This window comes from Thioclava dalianensis, assembly GCF_000715505.1.
Classification (GTDB): domain Bacteria; phylum Pseudomonadota; class Alphaproteobacteria; order Rhodobacterales; family Rhodobacteraceae; genus Thioclava; species Thioclava dalianensis.
In genome coordinates this window covers 69,620-92,867 of sequence record NZ_JHEH01000009.1, presented here as the reverse complement: position 1 = coordinate 92,867, position 23,248 = coordinate 69,620, and the positions used below count along the sequence as shown (strand labels likewise).

Genomic DNA, 23,248 nt, shown 5'->3' with positions numbered 1-23,248 from the left:
CTCATCGCGTGCGATCACAGTCTCAAAGCCCGGACATGCAAGCTCTGTGCGACGCGAGAGCGGATCAAGGGGCGCGTTTCAGGGCCAAGGATACGCGGCGAGCGCGATCCCCTTCTCGCTCAGCTCAGCGGCAAGCTGTTTGCGCAACTCGACGACATCCGCGACCGGCAGCGCGCGGCGGCGATGCACCTCGTCTGAGCTGAAGTGATGCGTCCCATCGCCCCATGTATCGAGCACATAGTTCATCACTTTCGATATCTCGGCATCATCAAGGCCTGTGCTGACCACGCCCGGCACATGCATCAGATAGGTGCGCCCGAGATCCGTTGCCGCGATATGGCTGACGGAATTCCGGAACTCCGGAATCCCGCCCTCTTGCGAGCCAGCGCCCGTCCGCCCATGACAGCCAGAGCAGCGCAGCAGATAGTTGTTATGCGCCGAAAGCGCTTCGGCCTGCGCGCTGATTGCCAGTGTCGGACAGAACACCACGGCCAAAAGCGCGCGGCGCATCATTGCTCCGCCTCCGCCCCGGGCTTGCGCATCTCGGCCAGATCCTGCTTGCTGATCTCTTGGGCCGCAGCCGATTTGATGTCTTCGGCGCTCACCGAATAGTCCATCTCACCCAAGCTTTGCAGCACCCAGGTTGCAGCCGCGGCCAGTTCTTCGTCAGACCCGCTGGTGACCGGAGGCATGAACATACCCATATAGGTCTGCCCGTTGACCTTGAGCTTCAGATTGAGGCCATGCGAGACAACATGCGTGATGTAATCCGGTGCCGATTTCCCCAGCCCTTGCCAGAATTTCGGGCGGTTGAGCGGAGGGGCCAAGCCCGGCGTGCCGATCCCGCCCTGATTATGGCAGGCCGAACAATGCGCCTCGAACGTCGCGCTCCCTTTCTCCGTATCGGTCTGCGCCTGCACCTGCCCGGCAATCAGCGAGAGCGCGGCGATCATCATCAGTCTTTGCATCAGTCCGCCAGCCCCATCACGACGGAAACCGTGCAGTGATAGCCCTTGTCGGTATTGGCCATGCACCAGTTCACATCGTTATAAAGCCCCATGCGGTAGCCGGGACGCTCGCCCTTATTCATGTAGCAATAGCTTGCGGTGGGAACCAAAGGCTTGCCGCAGCAATCGTTGTAGCTGATGAGGTAGTCCTTGCCGTCCTCGGGGTTGTTGCAGGTGCCCACCCAGGACACGGCGGACACGCTCGATCCGGGCGGGCAGCTTGTGAGGGAGCCCCCGGATTCCTCGCACAGGAATCCATCGATCGCGCAATGCCGCCAATAGGTGCACGGATCGCTGCCTTCATCGGTGCCCGCCGCATGGGCGCGCCGATCAAACGGCAGAACCGGCAGAGCCACGGCGCTTCCCATCAAGACTGTGCCCGCCTGCGCGATGAAGGAGCGGCGCCCGAGCTTGCGGGCCGATACGCGCAAATGCTTCTCGGAGGCCCCTTCGAGGCGCTTGATAAACCTGTCGAAAATGCGTGTCATATTCGAGTTCCTTATGTTGATTTGGAGCTTAGCCACTCACCCCGGTGAGGGCGGCTTGATAGGATGGGATCTTGGTTTCGAACGCGTTGAACAGGCTCTCGAGCTGTTCGCGGCTATTGACCAAGCCCTTGGCTTTGATCGTTCCATCCGCGCCAATCAGCACGGCGAAGGGCAGTTTCGAGACCCGGAAACTCATCCCGAGTTCCGACGAGAGCACATAGGGAAACCCTTGCAGGCTCTCGCTCTCGATCAAGCGCTGGTGCAGGCTTTCCCGGCCATCCGAGGCAAGCACGACATCAAGCCATTTCCCCTCATCCGACTTGATGGATTTGAGCGCGGGCAGCAGCGCCTTGCAGATCGGGCAGCTCGTGGACAGGAAGAACACCAACTGCGCGCGGCCATCGGCATTGCCCAGATCGAACTCGGGCCCGTTGAGATTGGGCAGCCGAAGCTTGGGCGCGCGATCTCCCAAGGCGGGGCCTGCATCCGACACCATGGCCCCCACGGGGGAGACACGTTCGAAAAGGATACCAACCTGACGGGCCAGCGCGAAGATGATGACGATCTGCACCAGCACCACGACCCAAAGCAGGATGTTCGAAAATACGAGGTAACTCATCTCATTCTCCGTCGTTAGATCGTTTGGCGAATATGCGGGCGATGCGAGGCAAGCTTCTCCCCGATGATGTAAATCACCATGAGAACGAGCCCGCCCAGCACAGCCAGCACCGCGCCGAAAAGCCCGACCGGCACCCGCGGCAAGAGGGCAATGGCAAGCGCTGTGGCACAGAGCGCCAGATTGCGCGCCACCGTGGCATAGGACACAGGCTGAGCCGCCCCTCCGCATCCGCACTCGATTTCGCGTTTGCCCTGCCAAAGCGCATACAGCATCAGCGCGGCATATCCGGCAAAGAGCATTGCCGCTGCTGCGGCCGCCCAATCATGCAGCCAAGGCAGGACCAGACCGGCTGTGATGACCACCTCGGCGATCGCCAAGGCCCGCACGATCGGGGCCGCCCAAGCTTCGGGGACGACATCATAGCCTTGCGCAAATCCGACCGTTTCAAGGAAATGCTCGAATTTGTGCCACGCGGCCCGCATCACGATGACAGCGATCAGGCAGGTCAGGGATCCGGCGAGAAGTGACAGGACCATAGCCATCTCAGAAATCTGTCGCAGCGATTGTCGGGAAGATCGCGACATGCTCGCTGGAGTTCTTCAGAGTGAGCTTGCCCGTGCCATCATTCGCAATCTCATAGCGATGCGCGCCGCCCATATAGTCGATCCCGAACAGCTCGGGCGTGTCGCCACCCGACAGGAAAATCCCGGTCTCGCCATTGGCCTTGGAGCGACCGACGACTTTCTCGGTCTCCAGATTGACCGCCCAAATCTCTTCCGCCGGGTTCTTATGCGACCCATCAGAGGGGTTGGAATGCATCTGAACAAACAGGAGTTTCGCTGCGGGATCATAGGCCAAAAGCGCATTGCCCGAAGGCGCCCAGCCCGCCTCTCCGAAGGCGAAATCCTTGGTCACAACAGGCGCATCGCCCGCGCCATCCACGGCATAGAGATGCCCGGAATAGCTGACATAGATCATGTCTTTGCCCGCGCGCGCGCCATGGGTGAAGATCGGGTCCTTATCCGGATCGAAGATCTGTGCGGATTTGGCGGGATCGGCCACCTTGCCGTCTGCCGTGAAGCTGTATTTCACGATCTTGCCGTCGCCGCAGATAGTGGTGAAAGCATTGCCTTTGAGCGTGGGATAATCGCCCCAGCAGCCGGGCGTCGGAATCTCGACCAGATCTTTTCCGGCTTTCAGATCGACCACATTGATCGAGGTCGCAGGCGTCGCGTTCTGGACCAGAAGGAAGTCGCCATCGCTCGTGAGATTGAGCACCGAGGTCTGGCTGATCGTTTGCGCCATCTTGGGAGAAATCGTGAATTCGCGCTTTTTCTCAAGCGTATAGGCATCCCATTCGTGGATGACGGCCTCGACCGTCCCATAGGTATAGCGGCTGAGATAATCCGAGGCCGTGTAGAGGGTTTTCTTATCCGGGCTCATCAGCATCTGGCCGAAACTGCCGGTCCCGATGCTCCCTTCGAGCTTAAAATCCTTCGTATCGTAGACATAGATCGGGCTCGACCCGTTCATCCCGAAATCCAGAACGAAAAGGTGGGGCCCATCCGAGATATGGGGGCGAATGGTCAGTTTCTCGGGCTTGATCGACGTGTCTTGGGCGAACGCGCCCGGAGCGGCTGCGCAGAGCAGCAAAGCGGCAAGAACGGGGCTGAGCTTCATGGGGAACCTCCTGAAGAACTTGAAAACGTGAGTGAGCACTGTGAGAGATCGAGACGACGCTCGGGCGCGCAGATTGCGCGACCGCAGTCTCGTCACGATCCGCTCGTGAGCCGCCTAGCTGAAGACGACCTGAATATCGGTGTATTCGTTGAGGCCTTCCTCGCCGAATTCCACGCCGATGCCCGAGGATTTCACCCCGCCAAAGGGTGCATTCGGCTGGATCGCGCCATGTTTGTTGATCCAGACAGACCCGCATTCGAGACGCTTGGCCAAGTCACGGGCGCGTTCGATATCCTTGGTCCAGATCGACCCGCCCAAGCCGTTGGGGCTGTCATTGGCCGCAGCGATAACCGCGTCGAGATCGGAATACTTGATGATCGGGAGCACCGGGCCAAACTGTTCCTCATCGACCAGAGGATCGCCGTTTTTAAGGCCCGCAATCAGGGTCGGCTCGAAGAACAAGCCCTCGCCTGCCGAACCGCCGATGAGCACGTCACCACGGATCTTTGCGTCCTCGACCAATCGGTTGACCTTGTCGAATTGCATATGGTTCTGGATCGGTCCAAGGACGCTCGCCTCATCCAACCCATCGCCCACCTTGATCTGGCGGGCGTAATTGACCAGCGCCTCGCAGACCGCGTCATGTACACTCTCATGCACATAGAGGCGCTTCATCGCCGCGCAGGTCTGCCCGTTATTGATGAAGGCACCCCAGAACAGCCCCTCGGCGATCTCCGCCGGATCGACATCGGGCAGCACGATGCCCGCATCATTGCCACCAAGCTCCAGTGTCAGCCGCTTCATCGTCTCGGCGGCCGATTGCATGACCTTCTGCCCGGTCGCGCAAGAGCCGGTAAAGACGATCTTGCGGATCCCCGGATGGGCGGACATCTCGGCGCCAAGATTGACGCTTTTGTCGTCACCGGTGACGATATTCAGAACGCCTGCGGGCAGAACCTCGTTGAACAGCTCAACCATTTTCAGCGTGGCAAGCGGGGTATAGGGCGAGGGCTTGATCACGACCGTATTTCCGGTGCGCAGCGCGGGCAGGATGTGCCAGATCGCGATCATCACCGGGAAATTCCACGGCGTGATCGAACCCACCACTCCCAAGGGTTTGCGGTGCAGCTCGACGCGCCCTTCATTGCCGTCTTGCAGCAGCTTGTCTTGCAGGCGCAACCCGGCGGTGTAGCGCGCCCAGGCTTGCGCCCCGCCCAATTCCCAGCGCGAGCCAAGACCGTTGAGCGGTTTGCCCTGCTCTTGCGTCACAAGCTGCGCCAACTCCTCGGCATGGGCCTCAAGGAGATCGGCCAGTTTGACACATGCGGCTTCGAGCGCCTCGTCGCTTTGCTGCGACCAGCTCTCAAATGCTGCCTGCGCCGCGCGTACGGCCTGATCAAGATCGCCCGCATTCGCATTCGGGGCGTAGCCCGCAACTGCACCGTTTGACGGATTGTTCACGGTGAAGTGCCCTACGGGGCAAGTGGTTTCAGGCTTCGACAGCACGTCCGAGGCGACCATAGTCTCTTCTCCCTATTTGACGCGGCCCTCTTGGGTGGGGCTCACATTTGTTCACAATAGAAAGACACAAGTCGAACTTCGTCTTGGGCTAGACCGCCAAAATTGCGGACTCCCGCGCCAAGGGAGAGAAAAACACGTCTCGGGAGACGGTTTCGGGCGGGGCGCGTCCCTGCGCGCCCTACCAGCCCGCCATCACTTGCGGCAGCCACAGGGCGAGCGCCGGAAAGCTCAGGATCAGCACGACCCGCAGCATCTCGGCCCCGAAGAACGGCATGACGCCCTTGAAGGTCTCCGACATCGGCACGTCCTTGGCCATCGATGAAATGACGAAGACATTCATGCCAACGGGCGGCGTGATCAGCCCAAGCTCCACCACGATCAGCGCGAGAATACCAAACCAGATCTTGAGATTTTCGGTGCTCATCCCAAAGCCCGCCCCGTCCGCGCCCATGTAGAGACCGCCATTCAGCTCGACCAGAACGGGCCAGAAAAACGGGATTACCAGAAGGATCATCGACAGGCTGTCCATCAGACATCCCAGCAAGATCAATGCGACCAACAGCAAGACCAAGACCAGCATCGGCGCCATGCCAGAGGCAAGGATCCACTCCGCCGTGGCCTGCGGCAGGCCGATGCGCGACATGAAGATCTTCATCAGCTCCGCGCCCAGAAGGATCAGGTAGATCATCCCGGTGCTCGAGGCGGTTTCCTTCAGCGCATCGACAATATCGGCAAACCGGATCTGCCGGGTCGCAGCGCCGTAAATCCAGACCAGCGCCACACCGATTGCTGCGGCAGGCGTCGGATTGTAGAACCCGCCATAGATCCCGCCCAGCACGACACCAAAGATCGCAAGCACCGGAATCAGCCCGACAGTGGCGGCGCGGAACTCTGCGCGGTCAACACCGCCATGGGCAGGCCCGCTGCCGGGCTTGACGCGCACATAGATCGCAATCGTCAGGATGAACAACACCACCGCGAGAAGCCCGGGCAAGAGGGCGGCTGCGAACATCGAGACGATATTGGCCTCGACGATGATGGCATAGATGATCAGCACGACCGAAGGCGGGATCAAGATTCCCAACACGCCGCCTGCGGCCAGCGTGCCGGTGGCCAGAGCGCCGGAATATTTGTAGCGCGCGAGTTCAGGCAAGGCGACGCGGCCCATCGTCGATGCGGTGGCAAGCGACGAGCCACAGACCGCGCCAAAGCCCGCACAGCCCGCGATGGACGCCATAGCCGTGCCGCCGCGCATACCGCCAAGCCACGCATTCGCGCCTCGAAACAGGGCCTGAGAGAGCCCGGCTTTCGCGGCAAGCGCCCCCATCAGGATGAACATCGGCACGACCGAGAGATCGTAGACCGAGAACTGGCCATAGGCGAGCGTCTTGAGCTGGTTGAACACTGGCGCCACGCCATTGACCAGCGCGATCCCGATGCCGCCGACAAGGATCATCGCATAGGCAATCGGCATGCGGATCGCGATAAGGCCCACCAGCGCGACGAGCGCGAGGATGCCTAGGGTAATTGGGTCGAGCATGTCAGCCCTTTCGGGACAATTCGCGCAGATCCTGCGCAAGGGTGATCCCTGCGGCCACAGCCAGCAGAGCGAGTGAAACGAGGACCGGCACGTAGGCGAGCCAGATCGGCACTTGCAAGATCGAGGTCTCGTAATTGTACTGCTTCTGATCAAGCAGCCCCGCATACATCCGCCACAGCAGCAGCAGGCTGAACAGCAGCGCCACGAGTGATGACAAGAGCCGCAGGAAGGCCAGCATCCGAGGCCCGCCCTTCTGGGTGAAGATGTCGGCTGTGACATTCGAGCGCGTCAACTGGCAGTAAGGCAGAAAGGCGAAGGCCGCATTGGCCACACCCATCTCGGTCAGCTCGAAATCCCCCGGAAAGGGCGCATCGAACATCGCGCCAAGAACCGAGATCACGTTGATCGCGACCACTGCCAGCAAGACCGCCCCGCCCAGCAGCGCCCACCCTGTGATCAGGGTGGACGCCAGACCGGCCCGCGGTGGGACGGCAGGCATTGCATCGGCCGCCATCAGGTTGGCGTCGCGTTGGAGGCAATCAGGCTGCGCGCGCGCTCGACCAGACCCGCGCCGTCAAGGCCCTGCCCGTTCACTTCCTCAACCCATTTCTCGACGACCGGCGTCATCGCGTCGCGGAACACCGCCGTCTCCGGCTCGCTCAGCACGGTGTGGGTGTTGCCTGCATCCGTTGCGACCTTGATGCCAAACTCATCGGAGGCCCGCCAGATCGCGCCGACCTCGGCCCACCATTCGCGCGAAGACGCCTCCCGGAACGCCTGCTTGATATCGTCGGGCAGGCCCGCCCAACGCGCGGCATTCATCGAGACCTGGAAGGTCGTGTTGCCGAAACGCTCCTTCTGGTAGCCCTCGATCTGATATTTGGTCTGCTGCTGGATCTTCAGCGGCGGGATGATTTCCCACGGGATCAGCGCGCCATCGACCACGCCTTTTTGCAGCGCGGGCGGCAGCTCGGGCACCGGCATCGCGATCGGCGAGGCGCCCAAGGCCTCGATCACCCAAGCGCCGGTGCGGGTCGGAATCCGCAGCTTCTTGCCCACCAGATCGGCTGGCGAATGCACATCGGAATCGCGCATCTGAAACGCCTGCCCGGCATGGACGTGCAAGAACATCACCTCAAGCCCGAGATAATCGGGCTTCAGATCCGTCTCAAACATATCGTACATCGCCAGATTGGTCGCCGCCGGATCGTTCTTGTAAACGGTCGGCAGCTCCATCACCTCGGTGCGCGGGAACAGACCCGCCGTGTAGCCATTCGCGGTCCAGATCAGATCCACGATCCCGTCACGCGCCTGCTGCACCAGCTCTGGCGGGCGCCCGCCCAGCGTCATCGCCGGGAAGATCTCGATCTTCACCCGACCGCCGGATTTTTCTGCCACCGATGCGGCCCAGGGCTCGAGCATCTTGGTCTGGGCCGGAGCCTGCTGGCCAAGGAAATGGTGCAGCCGGAACGTGAATTCCGGCGCCTGCGCCCGAGCGATGCCCGGCATCGCCAATGTGGACGCCGCAGCCGCCATCGTCCCGATCATCTCGCGTCTGTTCATAACTTTCCTCCTGTCCTTTTCGGAACTGCCCGACAAATGCCGTGACACCTTCTCCCTCCAAAAAGATTGGCTAGATGATTGGCGGAGTTCGGGTTAAAGTCAAAGTAATATACATGATAAAGAATATTCAGATTCATGATAAACCTGCGCCGGATCGACCTCAATCTGCTGTCGCTGCTGATCACGGTGCACGATACCGGCTCGGTTTCGGCGGCGGGACAGGCGCTGGGGTTGAGCCAGCCTGCCACCTCGAACGCGTTGGGTCGGCTGCGGTTGGCGCTGAATGACAAGCTGTTCGTGCGTGGGCCCGGCGGCATGGAGCCGACAGCGCTGACCGCCCGAATCGTGCCCGAGATCCGCCTGCATCTGGAGGGGCTCTCGGATGCGCTGACCCTGCCCACGGTGTTTGATCCCAACACCAGCCAAAGGGTCTTTCGGACCGCTTTGTCGGGTTTGGGCGAGCAGATTTTCTTGGCCCCGCTGGCCGAGCGGGTGTTTTCCTTGGCCCCGGGCGTGCGGCTCAGTAATGTCTCCTCGCCCTTCGACGATCTCAACCGCACCCTCACCCAGCGCCATGCCGATGTGGCCCTCGGGCTCTTGCCGCAACAGGGCCGCCATCTGCGTCAGACGCATCTCTTCAACGAGGATTACCGCGTCATTGCCCCGCCCTCGCTCACTCAAGAGCAGGTCGCAACGCTGGATCTGAAGCGCTCACGGCTGATCCTTGTGGTGCCCAGCGCGACTTTCGCGGATGATATCGAGCAGGTCGTGGCCGAGCATGGGCTGGCGGATAACATCTATCTGCGGATGCGCCATTTCGGCGTTTTGCCGGAACTGCTCAGCACGATTGATACGCTTGCAATCGTGCCGGGACAGTTCGCCCGCCGCCTTGCCGCAGCCAATCAGGCCACGCTACTCGATATCGTTTTGCCGCGCGGGCGGCAAAAAGTGCTGATGGTCTGGCACGTCAATTCCGACGCCGACCCGGCCTGCATCTGGCTGCGCGAAGTGATCTGCGACTTGTTTCAGGACCCCGAGCTGCGCGGCTGAGGCGAGCCCGTCCGCCTCAGAGCGCGTCTCTAACCTTTCCCAATCGCCACTTCGATCAAGGCCAGACCGCGCCGCGCCTCGACATGGCACAGCGCATCCTCAAGCGCCGCCTCGAACCCCTCAGCATCCGAGACATGGCGCGCCCAAGCACGGCTCGCCTCGGCCACTTTCACGAAATCGGGGCTAGGCGACAGATCGGTGAGCGGCACCGCATTGGCACGCGCGGCATAGCCATCAGGATAGATATCCACGACCGAGCTGCGCACCGCGCCCCATTCGGCATTGTTCAACACGATCACGACCAAAGACAGCCCCAGCGCCTCGGCGATCTGGTGGCAAGCGACCGGGTTGGCAAACATGTAGGAGCCGTCCCCCATTGTCGCGATCACCGTCTTTTCAGGCTGCGCCAGCGCAAAGCCCATCGCCGCCGGAAAGCCCCAGCCAAGCCCGCCCGCATGGGGACCATCAAACCAGCTTTGATGCCGGATCAGGCGCATTGAGGGCAATTGACAGCCCAATTCCGAGAACACCGCCGCATCGCGCGCAGCCAGCGCCTCCGACAGCGTGAGACTGACCCAGCTTTTCGTCAGCGCGGCACTTTTGCGCGCGGCGCGCGCCGCATCGAAGCGCTGCGCCTGCTCGGCGTGATGGTCCTTCGCCAAAGCCGCGCGGCGCGCCTCGGCCACGCGCGATCTGGCGGGCCAATGCGGCTCCAAGGCGCGCTCCAGCGCGAGGATTGCAGGAGCGACCTCGGTCGTCACGCCCAGATCACAGCGGAAATTGCGCACGCCCGAACGCTCCTGCAGCGGGCGCGGCCCGATCTGAACGACCGTCGTCTCCTCAAGCGGCTCGATCTGCGCTGGCGCCCAAGGGGCGAGCGCGTCAAGGCAGACAATCACATCCGCGCGCGCCAGCAACGCGCGCGGATCGGGCCCTGCCGCCATCGAATGCGTCGTCGGCACAGCCAGCTCGACCGCCCAATATTGGCACACAGGGATGCCCCAGCGCTCACTCAGGCGCGACAACGCATCGAACGCCTCGGCGCTGCCCGCCCCGTGCTGCGCAAAGATCACCGGATGGGCGGCCTCGGCCAGCAATTGCGCCACCTGCGCCATCTGTGTAGCCCCCGGATCGACCGGAACCCCCGCCATCTGCGGACGGCGCGCGGCGCCTTTGGCCGAGATCGTCTCGCTCAGCACTTCGCGCGGGAGACTGACATAGACCGGCCCCTTGGGCGTCGAGGACGCGATGCCATGGGCGCGATCCATCACATCGAAGATCTGCTCGGGAAAGCGCAGCTCATAATCCCATTTGCAGGCCTCGCGGATCAGGCTGGACTGATCAAGCATCTCCTGCCCCCAGCCGATGGGCACCGTGCGCGCGCCCCGCCGCCCCTGCTCCAGCGTGGGGGTGCGCCCCGACATCATCAGCATCGGAATATTGTCGCAGGCCGCGTTGATCGCCCCCATCGCCGCATTGGCAAGACCGACATTGGTGTGCACCATCACCGCCTGCGGACGCCCCGTGGCCAGCGTGTAGCCATGCGCCATCGCCACCGCCGCGCTCTCGAAGGGCACTGTCACCGTTTTGGGCAGCGGAATGCCGCCTGCCTCGGCCTCGGACAGGCCTTCGATCACGGGGGGGAAATCGGTGCCGGAATTGGCAAAGATGTAATCCACGCCCAGCGTTGCCATCCGCGAGAGCAGCGCCGCACCTGCGGTCATGGTCTTGGTCTGATCGGTCATCGCGGGCCCCTTCAGGCGTGAGTTTCATGGGCGGCACGAAAGCGCGCATTCGCCTCTGCCAGAGAGATCAACCGGACGATCATCTGGTTGGTCGGGACCGGGATCGCATGGCGCTCGGCCAGCGCCACCACCGCGCCGTTCAACGCGTCGATCTCGGTGCGCCGCCGGGCGTTGAGGTCTTGCAGCATCGAGGGCTCGTGCATCAGGTGATGGGCATAGGCATGCGCAAGCAATTCATCGACATGCGCGCGCGAGGCCGCAACCCCGCAGGCGTGTGCGACCGCAATCGCCTCACGCACCACCGCATCGGCGAGCACGCGCCCCTCCGGAGAGGCCCCAACCCCGCCCGGCGTGCCGTTGCTTAACGCGCAAAGCGGGTTGAGCGCGCAGTTGAAGGTCGCTTTTTCCCAGATCGCTGCGTGAATCTCGGGCGTGATCCGCGCGGTGACGCCCCCGGCCTGCAGCAGATTGGCCACCTGCTCCAGCATCGGATCGGCCTGCCCCTCCGCAGTGTAGAAATCGGTCGTCGCAGCCCCGTGCGAGGCCACGCGCCCGGGCCCGAGAAATTCGGCGGGCGTCATCGTCATCCCGATCATGATCTTCGCGCGGTCCACATGCGCCGCAATCCGGTCGGCATTACCCACACCGTTTTGCAGGCTCAAAATCCACGCATCGCCGATCTGATCCGCAATCGCCGACAGCGCGGCATCGGTGTGAAACACCTTCGTAAACAACAAGATCAGATCGACCGGCCCGGTGAAGGCCTTGGGAGCCATGGCGCGCATCGGCAAAACAGCCGCGCCCTCGTCGAGCGCAATGTGCAAGCCGTCGCGATTGACCGCATCGACATGGGCCGCGTTGACATCGAGCAGCGTCACATCCGCGCCCGCCCGCGCCAGTCGTGCGCCATAGACAGAGCCCATGGCCCCCGCACCAAGTACCGCAACCTTCATAAACCACCCCTCCCGGATGTTCTGCGCGCCCGTCCAATGCTGTTGCCTTGAAACGCGCGCAGTTGCGCATCCGCTCGCCGGCCCCAAGACAGGACCGTGCAAGGCGCATGCGCCCTCAGTTTGAGCGCAATGATGCGAGCCGAGCAATTATAAATCCAATGATTGTTTTTTCTTTTCCATTATTCAGATCGTGCATATTGGTAGCCTATGTCCGATCTCAATCTCATCCCGGTTCTCGTCGCGATTTTCGAAACCCGTAGTGTCAGCCGCACGGCGGAGCTGTTGAACCAGTCGCAGCCGACGGTCTCTCGCGCGCTGTCACGACTGCGCGTGATCCTCGACGATCCGCTCTTCGTGCGCTCACGTCAGGGCATGATCCCGACCGAGATGTGTCGCCAGATCGTGGGGGATGTGCGCCCCGCCATCCGCAAGATCGAAACCGCGATGCAACGGGCCGATCACTTCGATCCGACGCAATCGCGCCGGACCTTCCGCATCGCTGTCTCGGATCTTGGCGAGATGACCTATGTGCATCGCGTGATGCCGCATTTCCGGCAGCAGGCACCTTTTGCAAAGATCGAGATCCATGCACTTGACGTCGAAAAGATCGAGGAATGGTTGGCGGTTGGCCGTGTCGATGCGGCTCTCGGCAACCTGACGCTCGAGGCAAAATCGACACGCTCGGACACATTGTTTCAAGAGCATTACGTCGCAATCGCCAGCACAGCGCATCGAGAGATCGGCGCGGCTCTGAGCCGGGCTGCGTATTTTGCAGGCTCGCATATTCTTGTGTCGGAGCGCAGCGGCCATTGGCAAGGGCCAGATTTTTGTTCCGAGACCGAGACGAAGCGCCACGTCGTGATGCGCATCCCGCATTTCTTCGGGCTGGGCGAGATCGTCGCGAAAAGCGATCTGATTTCTATCGTCCCCTCGCGGGTCGCGCGCGAATTCACGGCCAACCACGCGATCCGGTCCTTCCCCCTGCCCTTTGACAGCCCGCGCTTCGACGTGCGGCTGATTTCTGGCGAGACGCGACAAAGACGGCCCGATATCGACTGGCTGCGCTCTCTGATCAGCGCCGCCCTGCGCGATCTGGTACCCGGCTCGCCCCGCGCCTCCGACAGTTGTTAAAGGGCAAGCTCCCGGCGATCGATGACCGCCGGGGCAACAAAGCTTAGCGGTCCGCCTTGGACACCCAGGCGAATTTCTGCATCGGCGCATCCACCGGCGTGTTGGCGATGTGATTGGTATAATTGCTCATCACCTTCTGCGCGAGGCCGAGGATAACCTCCAGCACATGACGCTGCTCATAGCCTGCGTCATAGAAAGCCTGAAGCGTGGCGTCATCGACATTGCCCCGCTCGCGCAGCATGGCGAGCGTGAAGCTCCGCAGCGCCTCAAGCTTGGCGGTCGGGAGCGGCGTCTCGTCGCGCAGCGCGTTCGAGATCTCGTCGCTGACCTTCATCGCCTTGGCGATGCCGGTATGGGCGGGCACGCAGTAATGGCACCGATGCTCGACATTGATGGTCTGCCAGATCACGGTTTTTTCTTCCGCATTGAACGCGGTCTCTTCAGCGAACAGGCTGTGCAGCGACTGATAGCCCTCGAACGCGGCGGGCGAGGCTGCCAGCACAGAGTGCAGCCCCGGCAGACGCCCGAAGCTCGCCTTGGATTTCTCGATCAGCGGAATCGACTTCTCAGGGGCGTTGGTTTCGTCAAGGCGGTCGAGCGTGGACATGGGTGTCTCCTTTTCAAACACATGCAGCGAGGCTGGTATCGGGGAAACATGGTGATATTTGAGCGATCACTCAAGTCATAAGTGAGTGATCGCTCAAAAATAAGTCAGGCATGACTTTCGGACTATCTGACGCGCGCTCAAAGGTGTATTTGGAACCTATGCCCCGTGAGCCATCATATAACCGCGATGCGGCCCTTGATGCCGCAATGGCCCTGTTCTGGGTCAAAGGCTACACCGCGACATCGCTTAAGGATCTGGAGCAGGCGCTGAAGATGCGGCCCGGCTCGATCTATGCGGCCTTCCAAAGCAAAGAGGCCCTGTTTCGCGCCACCTTGGACCTTTATGCCGAGCGGATGGAGGCGGAACTGGGTGCGATGATTCAGGACGCGCCCTCCGCGCTGAGCGCCTTGCGCGGCTATCTGCTGTCGCTGGGCGGGTTGGATGCGTGCAACAAGCCCTCGACCGCCTGCATGCTGGTGAAATCCCTGCTCGAAATTCAGACCGACCATCCGGAGCTGCGCGGCGCTGTGCTCGATCATCTGGACACGATCCGTCGGCTGCTGGAGGACGGCTTCTCCAAGGCCCGCGCGGCAGGTGAAATCCCCGCCGATGCCGACCCGGCCCGTCTGGCCCGACGGATGCAGACCTATATTTTTGGCCTGAAGATTCAGGCGCAACGCGAAACGGACCCGGACGCGATGCAGCGTCTGGCGCAGGATTTGGCCGACGAGATCAGCGAGCTGCGCCGCGCCGCCTGACGGAACGCGGCCTTCAAGCTTGAGCGAAAGCGTCGCAGCCGCCCCGTCTACATGCCGATCTCATGGAAAAACAAGTCGATCTCCAGCGCCAATCCAAACTCGAATTCGTTCAGCTCAGGCGCGCTCCATGCGTGTTTCTCAAGATAGTCCAGATAGTCCCGGCGTTTCTGATCGGCGCCCGGCTCCAATGACAGAAATTCGGCAGCGCGCAGCAGATCGATCCGCTTATGGACCTCCCGCATGGCCGAAAACGCCTCCATCATTACGGGCGTCAGGCGCGGCTCGTCTTGCCAGGATTGGCCGCCAAAAACCTCTTGGATGACGCGGTTGCCCGAGCCCAGGCAATCATAGGCGACGCAGCCGGGAAAACCCTCCTGCGTCAACCGGTCATGGATCGAGCATTTATGCCCCGAAAGGTTGCGGCAGGGCTCGCAGGGGTTCTTGTCGAATGCGAAATCCTCCCCCTTGTCGAAGGCAAGCATGACGCAGCAAAGCGCCGCGCATTTCGAACAATCGGTCTTGAGACGGTCGGTCTGGGACATTGAGCGTTTCGACTTTCACGCGACGTCTTGGGGCAAGGCATTGGGCCGCCGTATCCCGCGAAACGCCACTGGAATGCAAGCCCCCGGGCTGATGCCGAGGCCCCCGGATCACCGTTTGGATTTGCGCAGACGCAGCGCATTGAAGAGCCCGCCCCCCAGCGCCAGAACCGTGAGCATGAGCCACACGGTCCCGGATTGCTCAGAATAAACGACCCCCGTCTCCTTATCAAAACAGCGGCCTAATTCATTGAAACAATTGCGCCATCTATAGTGCTCGACGTAACATAAATACCCGCAAATGACTGCGAGCCCGAATAAAAGCAGGGACGAGATCTGTCTCACCATTGCGTGCCACCATGTACCGACGCTGAAAAGCATAAAGCGTCAGTCCCGATCCGCAACGGCAGCCTGGCACTTCAGGCCCGACGCGCGACCAGATTTCATCTGCGACGCGCGGCATTGCCCGCGCCGGTCAGAGATCGGCGTCAGAAGTGAAAAAATGGCGCGCCGCGCCGGGTGAATACGAAAACTATGTCTACGCTATAGCCCTCCCTTAGGAGACGTTGGAGTGCCGCGATGCCGCACGGCTCATTTTAACCTATTCCTGCAGGATCATCGGAGCAGGCAAGCAAAGCGAGTGCCCAGCTCACCAAGCCGTCGGCGAAAGGAAGGTCGAGCGGCAGATGGCCGACGAGCAACCGATAGAACAAGGGCGCGCATCTGGGCGCTTAGCGATCCTGCCAGGCCGCCCTGCTCTGCCCTCGCCCGCCTGCGAATCCGGATCGGCCATGAGCGTCGCCATCGCCGGTTCGCCAGCATTTGCCCAGTTGCGATAAATTGTAGGCTTGCTGACCCCGGATGTCGCGGCGACGGCGTCAATGCTTAGCCGGCCGAACCCCTCGCCCGACAGGATCTCGCGCGCTGCCTGCAACGCCTTGTTGCGCGCCGCCGCGCTAGGTGCCCGGCCACGCGGACGTGGCGAGAGTGATCGATGTTGACCCATTTGATTACGATACGCATCGTAAACATAAGTTTCGTGCAAGGAGCGCTCATGTCATCCCTTACGTCGGTATCGCCCTATATCGTGGTGCGCGGTGGTGAAGCCGCCATCGCTTTCTACAAGGCCGCCTTTGGTGCCGAGGAAATCTTCCGAATGACCGACCCTTCCGATGGACGCATCGGCCATGCCGAACTGCGCTTCGGCGAGAGCGTCGTCATGCTCAGCGATGAATATCCCGATTTCGGCGCGGTCAGCCCGGATACGGTCGGGGGGTCGCCCGTCTCATTGCATTTGTCCACAAAGGCCGTCGATGCGGACGTGGCGCGGGCCGCCGCGCAAGGTGCGACCGTGTTGCGCGCAGCCACCGACCAGAGTTTCGGAGAGCGCAGCGCGCTGGTACTCGATCCTTTTGGTCATCGCTGGATGCTGTCTCAGACGATCGAGGCGGTCTCACCTCAGGAAATGCAACGGCGTTGGAATGAGGAGACCGGAGCATGACCGCCGAGGAACAGGCGCCGGTTGTGCGAACTGACACACCTGACCCCGGCAGCCGCGCCAGAAGAGACGGCATGACACAATGGATGCCGGCACGTCTCGCAATGTCGGCCCGGCATCATCATCGCCTCCGTGTGTGAAACGTCCCGGAGTGGAAGAAACAGGATTCTGCGCGCCTTGGCGCCCTGACACTGGTCTGACAGTTGGATGGAACTTGGCCCAATCTTCCTGATCCGAAAGACGAGAAAGGGCCGGAAAGATTCAAACTTTTCTGCCGCCAAAAGCCAGCGTTGCTGCGCTTCTCCATCCGCAGACTGTTTCGCGTGCCCGATACCGGCGCAGTTTCGGCGGCGCATGCGTAGCAGGGAAGGCAATCGATGGAAGGTGGCGCACCCATCAGGATTCGAACCTGAGGCCTCTGCCTTCGGAGGGCAGCGCTCTATCCAGCTGAGCTATGGGTGCCTGAGGCGGGATATAGTCGAGCCGGGCGCGGGCCGCAACGATAAATCGCGCCCCATCGCACCGCGCGAGGCCAATCAGGCGCGCCGGGTGGCCAGCGCGTCGTCAAGCACGCCTGCAAGGACCTCATGGGGCACCTGCGATGTCACAAAGGCCTGCCCGATGCCGCGCGCAAGGATGAAGCGCAGCTTGCCCTCCTCGACCTTCTTGTCCTGCGCCATCAGCGCGATCAGCGCCTCGGTGCCCGGCAGATCGCCTTCGATATCGCCCAGATCCACCTTCATCCCCATCGCACGCAAATGCGCGCGCACGCGGCTCGGCGCCTCTTGCGCACAAAGGCCCAGACGTTGGCTCAACTCGAAGGCCAGCGCGCAGCCGATCGCCACCCCCTCGCCATGCAGCAGCCGGTCCGAATAGCCCGTCGCCGCCTCAAGCGCGTGGCAGAACGTGTGCCCGAGATTGAGCAGCGCGCGGTCCCCCTGCTCGGTTTCGTCGCGCGCCACGATCTCGGCTTTCATCTCGATCGAACGCTTCACCGCATGCATCCGGCCCTCGATATCGCCCGCGGCCATGGCGGGCGCATGGGCTTCGAGCCAGTCGAAAAACGCCGCATCGCCCAGCAGGCCGTATTTCACGACCTCGCCGTAACCTGTGAGAAAATCGCGCGGCTTGAGCGTGCCCAGAACCTCAAGATCGGCCAGCACGAGGCTTGGCTGGTGAAACGCCCCGATCAGGTTCTTGCCCTGCGGTGCGTTGATCCCGGTCTTGCCGCCCACCGAGCTGTCGACCTGCGCCAGAAGGCTCGTGGGGATCTGCACGAATCGCACGCCGCGACGCAGCACCGAAGCGGCGAACCCGACCAGATCGCCGATCACACCGCCGCCCAAGGCCACCACCACGTCGCGCCGCTCGACCTTTTGGTCCAGCAACCACTCGACGGTCCGGGTGAAATGCGGCCAGCTTTTCGTAGCCTCGCCGGGCGGCAGTCGCAGCACGACCATCTCGATCTCGCCGAGCCCTGCGCGCAGGGGCTCCAGATGCAGATCGGCGACGGTCTCATCGGCGACAACCGCCACACGCGGGCGCTGCAGCAACGGCGCGATCTCGGCCCCTGCATTGGCTAAAAGCCCGGTGCCGATGCGCACCTCATAGGAGCGCGCGCCCAGTTGGACGGGGACGATTTCACGCATCTTTAATCTCCTCGATCAGGCCCTCGACCTGTTCCAGCCTGCGCGCCACCTTGCAGGCCATGTTATTGATCGACAGCCCCGGCTCGGCCTCCACGGCGATCCGGGCCTTGGCATAGACCGGCGCGCGCGCGGCAAGCAGCTCGGCCAGCGTGGCTTTGGGATCGGGCGTGCGCAACAAGGGCCGCGTGGCCTTGTGACGCACGCGGTTCCACAGCAACTCCAGATCGGCCTTGAGCCAGACCGACACGCCAAGCTGCGAGATCATCTCGCGATTGGCCTCGGACAGAAAGGCCCCGCCCCCCGTCGAGATCACGCACGGATGCCCCGTAAGCAGTCGCCCGAGCACCTCTGATTCGCGCGCCCGGAAAAACGACTCACCATCGCGGGCGAAAATCTCGGCCACCGACATCTGCGCGGCGCGCTCGATTTCGTGATCACTGTCTAGGAATGCCACGCCCAAAAGACGTGACAGCGCGGTCCCCACCGCCGTCTTGCCCGACCCCATCATGCCCACAAGCACAATGGGTCGCGTCAAGGTTATCCCCATGCTCTGCGCGTCTCGCGTCACTGCCGCGTCCTTGTGTCAATCCCGTCTCTCCTTGATCCGGGCGTCATCGGCGGAGCCTTGCACAATCGTGAAAAGCACCCTCTTGAATGGCGTGAACTTCCCTGAAATGCCATATATGATCAACGTGAAACCGCAACTAAGAACGGTCCGCCGCTTTGGGACGGGCCGCAACCGGCTGAAAGTGAGACTATGGGGCGTATCTTCAAGCTCGTCGTGATCCTTCTGGTGCTCGGCGCGATCGGGATCATCGGCTATGCCTATCTGGGCGATATGAAACCCGATGCGAAAGAACAGCGCATCGATGTCACGTTGCCGGGCGGCATCGGTGGCGGCGGGGACGCGGGTGGCAATTAAGACGTTTTTCAAGACGACTTCGATTCTCGCGCTTGGCCTCACAGGTGGGCTAAGCGGCGCGGCTTGGGCGCAATCTTCCAAGCAAGGTGAACCGCTCTCGGCGATCAACTGGCTGTCGCGTTCGGTCGTCACCCCGGCCATCGTGAAGCCAGATCCGCCGGTGCGGGGCGCAGGCGGGATCGAGGATATCTCGGTGCTCTCGCTCGACGCCCCCTCTGCCGACACGCTGGGGCTGCTGCCTGCGGCGCGCACCGGCTTGCCGCGCACGCTGTGGGGGGCGACACCTGAGCCGCAACTGGCGCAGGCGCTGCATGATGTGCCCGACGACAACTTACCCGCGCTGCACGAGCTTTTGATGACGATCTTGCTGGCAGAGCTCGACCCGCCGCAGATCTCGAACGCCTCGCAGCGCGGCAAGCTGTTTCTGGCGCGCATCGACCGGCTGCTGGATCTCGGCGCGCTTGAGCAGGCCAATGCGCTGCTGCAACAGGCCGATCCGACCGATCCGCGGGTGTTCCGGCGCCGATTCGATGTGGCGCTGCTTTTGGGCAATGAGACCGGGGCCTGCCGGGTCATGCAGCGCACGCCCGCGATTGCCCCCTCTTACCCCGCGCAGATCTTTTGCCTCGCGCGCACTGGCCACTGGGACACGGCAGAGCTGACCTATGGCACGGGCCGCGCGCTTGGGCAGATCCCCGACGATCAGGCCGAGCTGATCGAGCGCTTTCTCGATCCCGCTCTGGCCGATGGCGCCGAAGAGCTGACCCCGCCCGATCCGGTCACGCCGCTGGCCTTCAAGATGATGGAGGCGATCGGCCAGCCCTTGGCGACATCAATGCTGCCCTTGGCCTTCGCCCATGCGGATCTGACCGAGAATAACGGCTGGAAAGGGCAGCTAGAGGCCGCAGAGCGGCTGGCGCGCGCGGGCGTGCTCGACCCCAACCGTCTGCTCGGGCTTTACACCGAGCGTCGGGCGGCAGCCTCGGGCGCGCTCTGGGATCGGGTCAGCGCGGTCTCGGCGCTTGAGCGCGCGGTCACTGATAAAGACACAAGCGCCGTGGCGCGCACCCTGCCGCGCGCCTGGAACGTGATGTCGCGCCAAGATCTTGAGCCGACGCTCGCCGCCCTTTACGGCTCGCGGCTCGCACGGATGGATCTTGAGGGCAATGCGGGCGTCATCGCGAAAAAGCTCGGCCTGCTATCGCCAGATTACGAAGAGGTCGCGCAACGCGGCGGGCTGGGACCGAATGCGGCCCTTCTGGCCGGGTTTGCCAAGGGCGACACCGCGGGGATCGCAGCGCAAGACGACCTGACGCGCGCGCTCAAGCGGGTCTTTGACGCACCGCCCACCGCCGTGCCCGAGCGCTATTCCGGAGAGCTGCCCGATCAGTTGGGCGCAGCCCTTTTGCACGCTATTGATGACGTGGCCCAAGGCGCGCGCGGCGATCATCCCCGCTTGGTCGATGGGATGAAGATGCTGCGTCTGGCCGGTCTCGAATCGACCGCACGGCGGGCTGCGATTGAGCTGGTCGTGCTGGAGCGGCGCGGATGACGCCCCTGACGCCCGAGCCGCCACCCGATCCGCACTGGCTGCCAAGCTTTCTCGAAGCGCAGGCCGCCGAAGCCGGGGCCGCACGCAACACGATTCTAAGTTATGCCCGTGATCTCAATAGCTTCCTTGCCTTTCTTCATGCGAAAAACCTGTCGCTGGCCACGCTGGAGCGCGGCGATATCGAGACCTATCTGATCCGTTGCGAGGCCGAAGGGCTGGCGAAATCGACCCGCGCGCGCAGGCTCTCGGCGATCCGGCAGCTGTTTCGCTTCGCCTATGAGGAAGGCTGGCGCAGCGATGATCCGGCGATCCGCATCGCGGGGCCCGGACGGGCACAGCGCCTGCCCAAGACGCTGAGCCTTGAGGAGGTCGAGGCGCTGCTGGAGGCCGCGCGCGATCAGGGTCGCAATCCGCGCGAGCAGATCCGCAACCGCGCGCTGATGGAGCTGCTTTATGCCACGGGCATGCGGGTGAGCGAGCTGGTGGGCCTGCCGGTTGCGGCCGCGCGTGGCGATCCACGGATGCTGCTGATCACCGGCAAGGGCAACAAGGAGCGCATGGTGCCGCTCTCGCCCCCTGCCCGCGAGGCGCTGGCTGCCTGGCTCGTGGCCCGCGATACCGCCCTTGAGGAAGCCCGCGCCGGGCGCCCGGGCACCTCCACACCCGCCTCGCGCTTTCTCTTTCCCTCCTCTGGCAAAGAGGGGCATCTCACGCGACAGGGCTTTCACAAGCTTCTCAAGGATATCGCCGTCAGTGCGGGGATTTCTCCCGCCAAGGTCACGCCCCATGTGCTGCGCCACGCCTTTGCCACCCATCTGCTGCAAGGCGGCGCGGATCTGCGCGCGATCCAGATGTTGCTGGGCCATGCCGATCTGTCCACGACCGAGATCTACACCCATGTGCTCGATGAACGGCTCAAAGAACTGGTGCTCTCGCATCATCCGCTCGCCAAACGCACGCCGCCCGCATGATGGGTCCTTGATCTGCGCCCCGACGCACCCCATAACCTGAGCCATGGATAGCACACTCGATTTTACCTTCTGGATGACCGCCGCCGGGATCATGGTTCTGCTTGGCTTGTCAGCCTTTTTCTCGGGCTCCGAGACGGCGCTGACGGCGGCCAGCCGGTCCAAGCTGAAATCGCAGGCCGACAGGGGCGAGAACGGCGCGCAAACCGCCCTTGAGGTCACCGAAGACAGCGAGCGGCTGATCGGCGCGATCTTGCTGGGCAACAATGTCGTCAACATCCTCTCGGCCTCGCTTGCGACGGCTTTGATGACCAAGATGTTTGGCCAGACCGGCGTCGCGCTGGCCACGGTCGTTATGACATTGCTGGTGCTGATCTTCGCGGAGGTTCTGCCCAAGACCTACGCGATCACCCTGCCCGAAAAGGTCGCCTCCAAGGTCGCACGTCCGATCAAGGTGGTGACAGTCCTGCTCTCGCCCATCGTGACGGTGGTGCGGATGATCGTGCGCGGGATGCTGTACGCCTTTGGCATGCGCACCGATAAAAACCAGCACATGTTCTCGGTCCATGAGGAAATCGCGGGCGCTCTCGCCATCGGGCAATCCGAAGGCAAGGTCGACAAGGAAGACCGCAACCGGCTGCTGGGCGCGCTTGATCTGGGTAACCGGACGGTCGAAGAGATCATGCTCCATCGCAGCCAGATCGAGATGATCGACATTGCCGACGATCCCGACAGTATTCTCTCGGCGGTTCTGTCTTCGCCCCATACCCGCCTGCCGCTCTACCGCGAAGAGCGCGAGAATGTCGTCGGCATCATCCATTCCAAGGATCTGCTGCGCGCGGTCGAGAAAGTGATGCGCGGCGGTGACGGCACGCTGGAGAGCATCTCGGATCTCGACATCGCCAAGGTGATGATGAAGCCCTATTTCGTGCCCGAAACGACCCCGCTCGACGAGCAGATGCAGGAGTTTCTCAAGCGCCGCACCCATTTCGCACTGGTGGTCGACGAATATGGCGACCTGCGCGGGCTGTTGACCCTTGAGGACATCCTCGAAGAGATCGTGGGCGAGATCACCGACGAGTTCGACCCCAAGGCCGAGCGCAGCCTCAAGCCCACCGAGGGCGGCGATTACATCGTCGATGGCGCGATGACGATCCGCGATCTCAACCGCGAAACCGACTGGTCGCTGCCCGATGAAGAGGCCAATACCGTCGCGGGGCTGGTGATCCACGAGGCGCAGACCATTCCCACCGAGGGGCAGGTTTTCTCCTTCCACGGGTTCCGCTTCGAGGTCGCAGCGCGCAAGGATAACCGCCTGACCAAGCTCAAGATCCGCCCCCTGCTCCGGCCCAACTGAGCGCGCTCCAACCGCGCTCACCGAAGCCTGATCGCAAAACGCGCTTGCCGGATCGTCTTTCCAACCAATATGTTCGTTCAGACATATCGAATTGGACCCCA

General features: G+C 62.5%; 25 protein-coding genes and 1 tRNA gene. 8 read left to right on the top strand and 18 right to left on the bottom strand.

Going from position 1 to position 23,248, the window contains the following annotated elements:
- Positions 1–78: 78 nt before the first annotated feature.
- The 10 genes from DL1_RS20860 to DL1_RS09565 form a co-directional block, all read right to left on the bottom strand.
- Positions 79–513, bottom strand: a complete 435-nt coding sequence (locus tag DL1_RS20860) for a c-type cytochrome (RefSeq protein WP_051693455.1) — start codon at positions 511–513, stop codon at positions 79–81.
- Positions 510–968, bottom strand: a complete 459-nt coding sequence (locus DL1_RS20855; RefSeq protein WP_051693454.1) for a c-type cytochrome — start codon at positions 966–968, stop codon at positions 510–512. The genes DL1_RS20860 and DL1_RS20855 overlap by 4 nt, the downstream gene beginning before the upstream one ends.
- A complete protein-coding gene (locus tag DL1_RS09600) occupies positions 968–1,495 on the bottom strand; it encodes a methylamine dehydrogenase light chain (protein WP_038065367.1) in 528 nt (175 codons plus the stop codon). The genes DL1_RS20855 and DL1_RS09600 overlap by 1 nt, the downstream gene beginning before the upstream one ends.
- A gap of 28 nt (positions 1,496–1,523) precedes the next feature.
- Positions 1,524–2,114, bottom strand: coding sequence for a redoxin domain-containing protein (locus DL1_RS09595; protein ID WP_038065364.1), 591 nt, complete (start codon positions 2,112–2,114; stop codon positions 1,524–1,526).
- Between the two features lie 14 nt (positions 2,115–2,128).
- On the bottom strand, positions 2,129–2,650 hold the full coding sequence (locus DL1_RS09590) for a MauE/DoxX family redox-associated membrane protein (protein WP_038065361.1): 522 nt from the start codon (positions 2,648–2,650) through the stop codon (positions 2,129–2,131).
- Between the two features lie 7 nt (positions 2,651–2,657).
- On the bottom strand, positions 2,658–3,794 hold the full coding sequence (locus DL1_RS09585) for an amine dehydrogenase large subunit (RefSeq protein ID WP_038065360.1): 1,137 nt from the start codon (positions 3,792–3,794) through the stop codon (positions 2,658–2,660).
- Positions 3,795–3,908: 114 nt separating this feature from the next.
- Positions 3,909–5,315 carry an aldehyde dehydrogenase family protein gene (locus tag DL1_RS09580; protein WP_038065357.1) on the bottom strand — a complete coding sequence of 469 codons (1,407 nt, stop codon included), beginning with the start codon at positions 5,313–5,315 and terminating at the stop codon, positions 3,909–3,911.
- Positions 5,316–5,493: 178 nt separating this feature from the next.
- Entirely contained in the window at positions 5,494–6,855 is a 1,362-nt protein-coding gene (locus DL1_RS09575) for a TRAP transporter large permease (RefSeq protein ID WP_038065353.1), read from the bottom strand.
- 1 nt (position 6,856) lies between these two features.
- The gene (locus DL1_RS09570; RefSeq protein ID WP_143081660.1) at positions 6,857–7,369 is read right to left on the bottom strand and encodes a TRAP transporter small permease; all 513 of its coding nucleotides are present in this window, start codon (positions 7,367–7,369) and stop codon (positions 6,857–6,859) included.
- Positions 7,369–8,418 (bottom strand): TRAP transporter substrate-binding protein, encoded by a 1,050-nt coding sequence (locus tag DL1_RS09565; RefSeq protein WP_245739587.1) that lies wholly within the window; start codon positions 8,416–8,418, stop codon positions 7,369–7,371. The genes DL1_RS09570 and DL1_RS09565 overlap by 1 nt, the downstream gene beginning before the upstream one ends.
- Positions 8,419–8,553: 135 nt before the next feature.
- On the opposite strand from DL1_RS09565, the gene DL1_RS09560 reads away from it, so the two are divergent.
- Positions 8,554–9,468, top strand: a complete 915-nt coding sequence (locus DL1_RS09560) for a LysR family transcriptional regulator (protein WP_051693453.1) — start codon at positions 8,554–8,556, stop codon at positions 9,466–9,468.
- 29 nt (positions 9,469–9,497) lie between these two features.
- Here DL1_RS09560 and DL1_RS09555 read toward each other — a convergent pair whose 3' ends face one another.
- Both DL1_RS09555 and DL1_RS09550 read right to left on the bottom strand, forming a co-directional pair.
- The gene (locus DL1_RS09555) at positions 9,498–11,213 is read right to left on the bottom strand and encodes a thiamine pyrophosphate-requiring protein (protein WP_038065350.1); all 1,716 of its coding nucleotides are present in this window, start codon (positions 11,211–11,213) and stop codon (positions 9,498–9,500) included.
- Positions 11,214–11,224: 11 nt separating this feature from the next.
- Positions 11,225–12,166 carry a ketopantoate reductase family protein gene (locus tag DL1_RS09550; protein WP_038065348.1) on the bottom strand — a complete coding sequence of 314 codons (942 nt, stop codon included), beginning with the start codon at positions 12,164–12,166 and terminating at the stop codon, positions 11,225–11,227.
- A gap of 207 nt (positions 12,167–12,373) precedes the next feature.
- Between DL1_RS09550 and DL1_RS09545 the strand changes: the two genes are divergently transcribed.
- Positions 12,374–13,297 carry a LysR family transcriptional regulator gene (locus DL1_RS09545; protein ID WP_051693452.1) on the top strand — a complete coding sequence of 308 codons (924 nt, stop codon included), beginning with the start codon at positions 12,374–12,376 and terminating at the stop codon, positions 13,295–13,297.
- Positions 13,298–13,340: 43 nt separating this feature from the next.
- Here DL1_RS09545 and DL1_RS09540 read toward each other — a convergent pair whose 3' ends face one another.
- A complete protein-coding gene (locus tag DL1_RS09540) occupies positions 13,341–13,904 on the bottom strand; it encodes a carboxymuconolactone decarboxylase family protein (RefSeq protein WP_038065346.1) in 564 nt (187 codons plus the stop codon).
- A gap of 206 nt (positions 13,905–14,110) precedes the next feature.
- On the opposite strand from DL1_RS09540, the gene DL1_RS09535 reads away from it, so the two are divergent.
- Entirely contained in the window at positions 14,111–14,662 is a 552-nt protein-coding gene (locus DL1_RS09535; protein WP_245739586.1) for a TetR/AcrR family transcriptional regulator, read from the top strand.
- 47 nt (positions 14,663–14,709) lie between these two features.
- Here the strand turns inward: DL1_RS09535 and DL1_RS09530 are convergent, their stop codons facing one another.
- Positions 14,710–15,204 carry a hypothetical protein gene (locus tag DL1_RS09530; protein WP_038065342.1) on the bottom strand — a complete coding sequence of 165 codons (495 nt, stop codon included), beginning with the start codon at positions 15,202–15,204 and terminating at the stop codon, positions 14,710–14,712.
- Positions 15,205–15,850: 646 nt separating this feature from the next.
- On the bottom strand, positions 15,851–16,207 hold the full coding sequence (locus DL1_RS21200) for a TetR/AcrR family transcriptional regulator (protein WP_074854895.1): 357 nt from the start codon (positions 16,205–16,207) through the stop codon (positions 15,851–15,853).
- 48 nt (positions 16,208–16,255) lie between these two features.
- Between DL1_RS21200 and DL1_RS09520 the strand changes: the two genes are divergently transcribed.
- Positions 16,256–16,702 (top strand): VOC family protein, encoded by a 447-nt coding sequence (locus DL1_RS09520; protein WP_038065337.1) that lies wholly within the window; start codon positions 16,256–16,258, stop codon positions 16,700–16,702.
- Positions 16,703–17,084: 382 nt separating this feature from the next.
- On the opposite strand, the gene DL1_RS09515 is transcribed toward DL1_RS09520, so the two are convergent.
- From DL1_RS09515 to DL1_RS09505, 3 genes are all read right to left on the bottom strand, one after another.
- Positions 17,085–17,161, bottom strand: a tRNA-Arg gene (locus tag DL1_RS09515).
- Positions 17,162–17,235: 74 nt separating this feature from the next.
- Positions 17,236–18,348, bottom strand: a complete 1,113-nt coding sequence (aroB, locus tag DL1_RS09510) for a 3-dehydroquinate synthase (protein WP_038065333.1) — start codon at positions 18,346–18,348, stop codon at positions 17,236–17,238.
- On the bottom strand, positions 18,341–18,895 hold the full coding sequence (locus DL1_RS09505) for a shikimate kinase (protein WP_051693451.1): 555 nt from the start codon (positions 18,893–18,895) through the stop codon (positions 18,341–18,343). Before DL1_RS09505 ends, aroB begins: the two co-directional genes overlap by 8 nt.
- 210 nt (positions 18,896–19,105) lie before the next feature.
- On the opposite strand from DL1_RS09505, the gene DL1_RS21890 reads away from it, so the two are divergent.
- The 4 genes from DL1_RS21890 to DL1_RS09490 are packed head-to-tail and all read left to right on the top strand — an operon-like array spanning position 19,106 to position 23,147.
- Complete coding sequence (locus DL1_RS21890) at positions 19,106–19,270, top strand: hypothetical protein (protein WP_169740909.1); 165 nt, start codon at positions 19,106–19,108, stop codon at positions 19,268–19,270.
- Positions 19,260–20,822 carry a hypothetical protein gene (locus DL1_RS09500; protein WP_143081659.1) on the top strand — a complete coding sequence of 521 codons (1,563 nt, stop codon included), beginning with the start codon at positions 19,260–19,262 and terminating at the stop codon, positions 20,820–20,822. The genes DL1_RS21890 and DL1_RS09500 overlap by 11 nt, the downstream gene beginning before the upstream one ends.
- Positions 20,819–21,793, top strand: a complete 975-nt coding sequence (locus DL1_RS09495) for a site-specific tyrosine recombinase XerD (RefSeq protein ID WP_051693449.1) — start codon at positions 20,819–20,821, stop codon at positions 21,791–21,793. Before DL1_RS09500 ends, DL1_RS09495 begins: the two co-directional genes overlap by 4 nt.
- 43 nt (positions 21,794–21,836) lie before the next feature.
- Positions 21,837–23,147, top strand: a complete 1,311-nt coding sequence (locus tag DL1_RS09490; protein WP_038065330.1) for an HlyC/CorC family transporter — start codon at positions 21,837–21,839, stop codon at positions 23,145–23,147.
- The last annotated feature ends 101 nt before the right edge of the window (positions 23,148–23,248 follow it).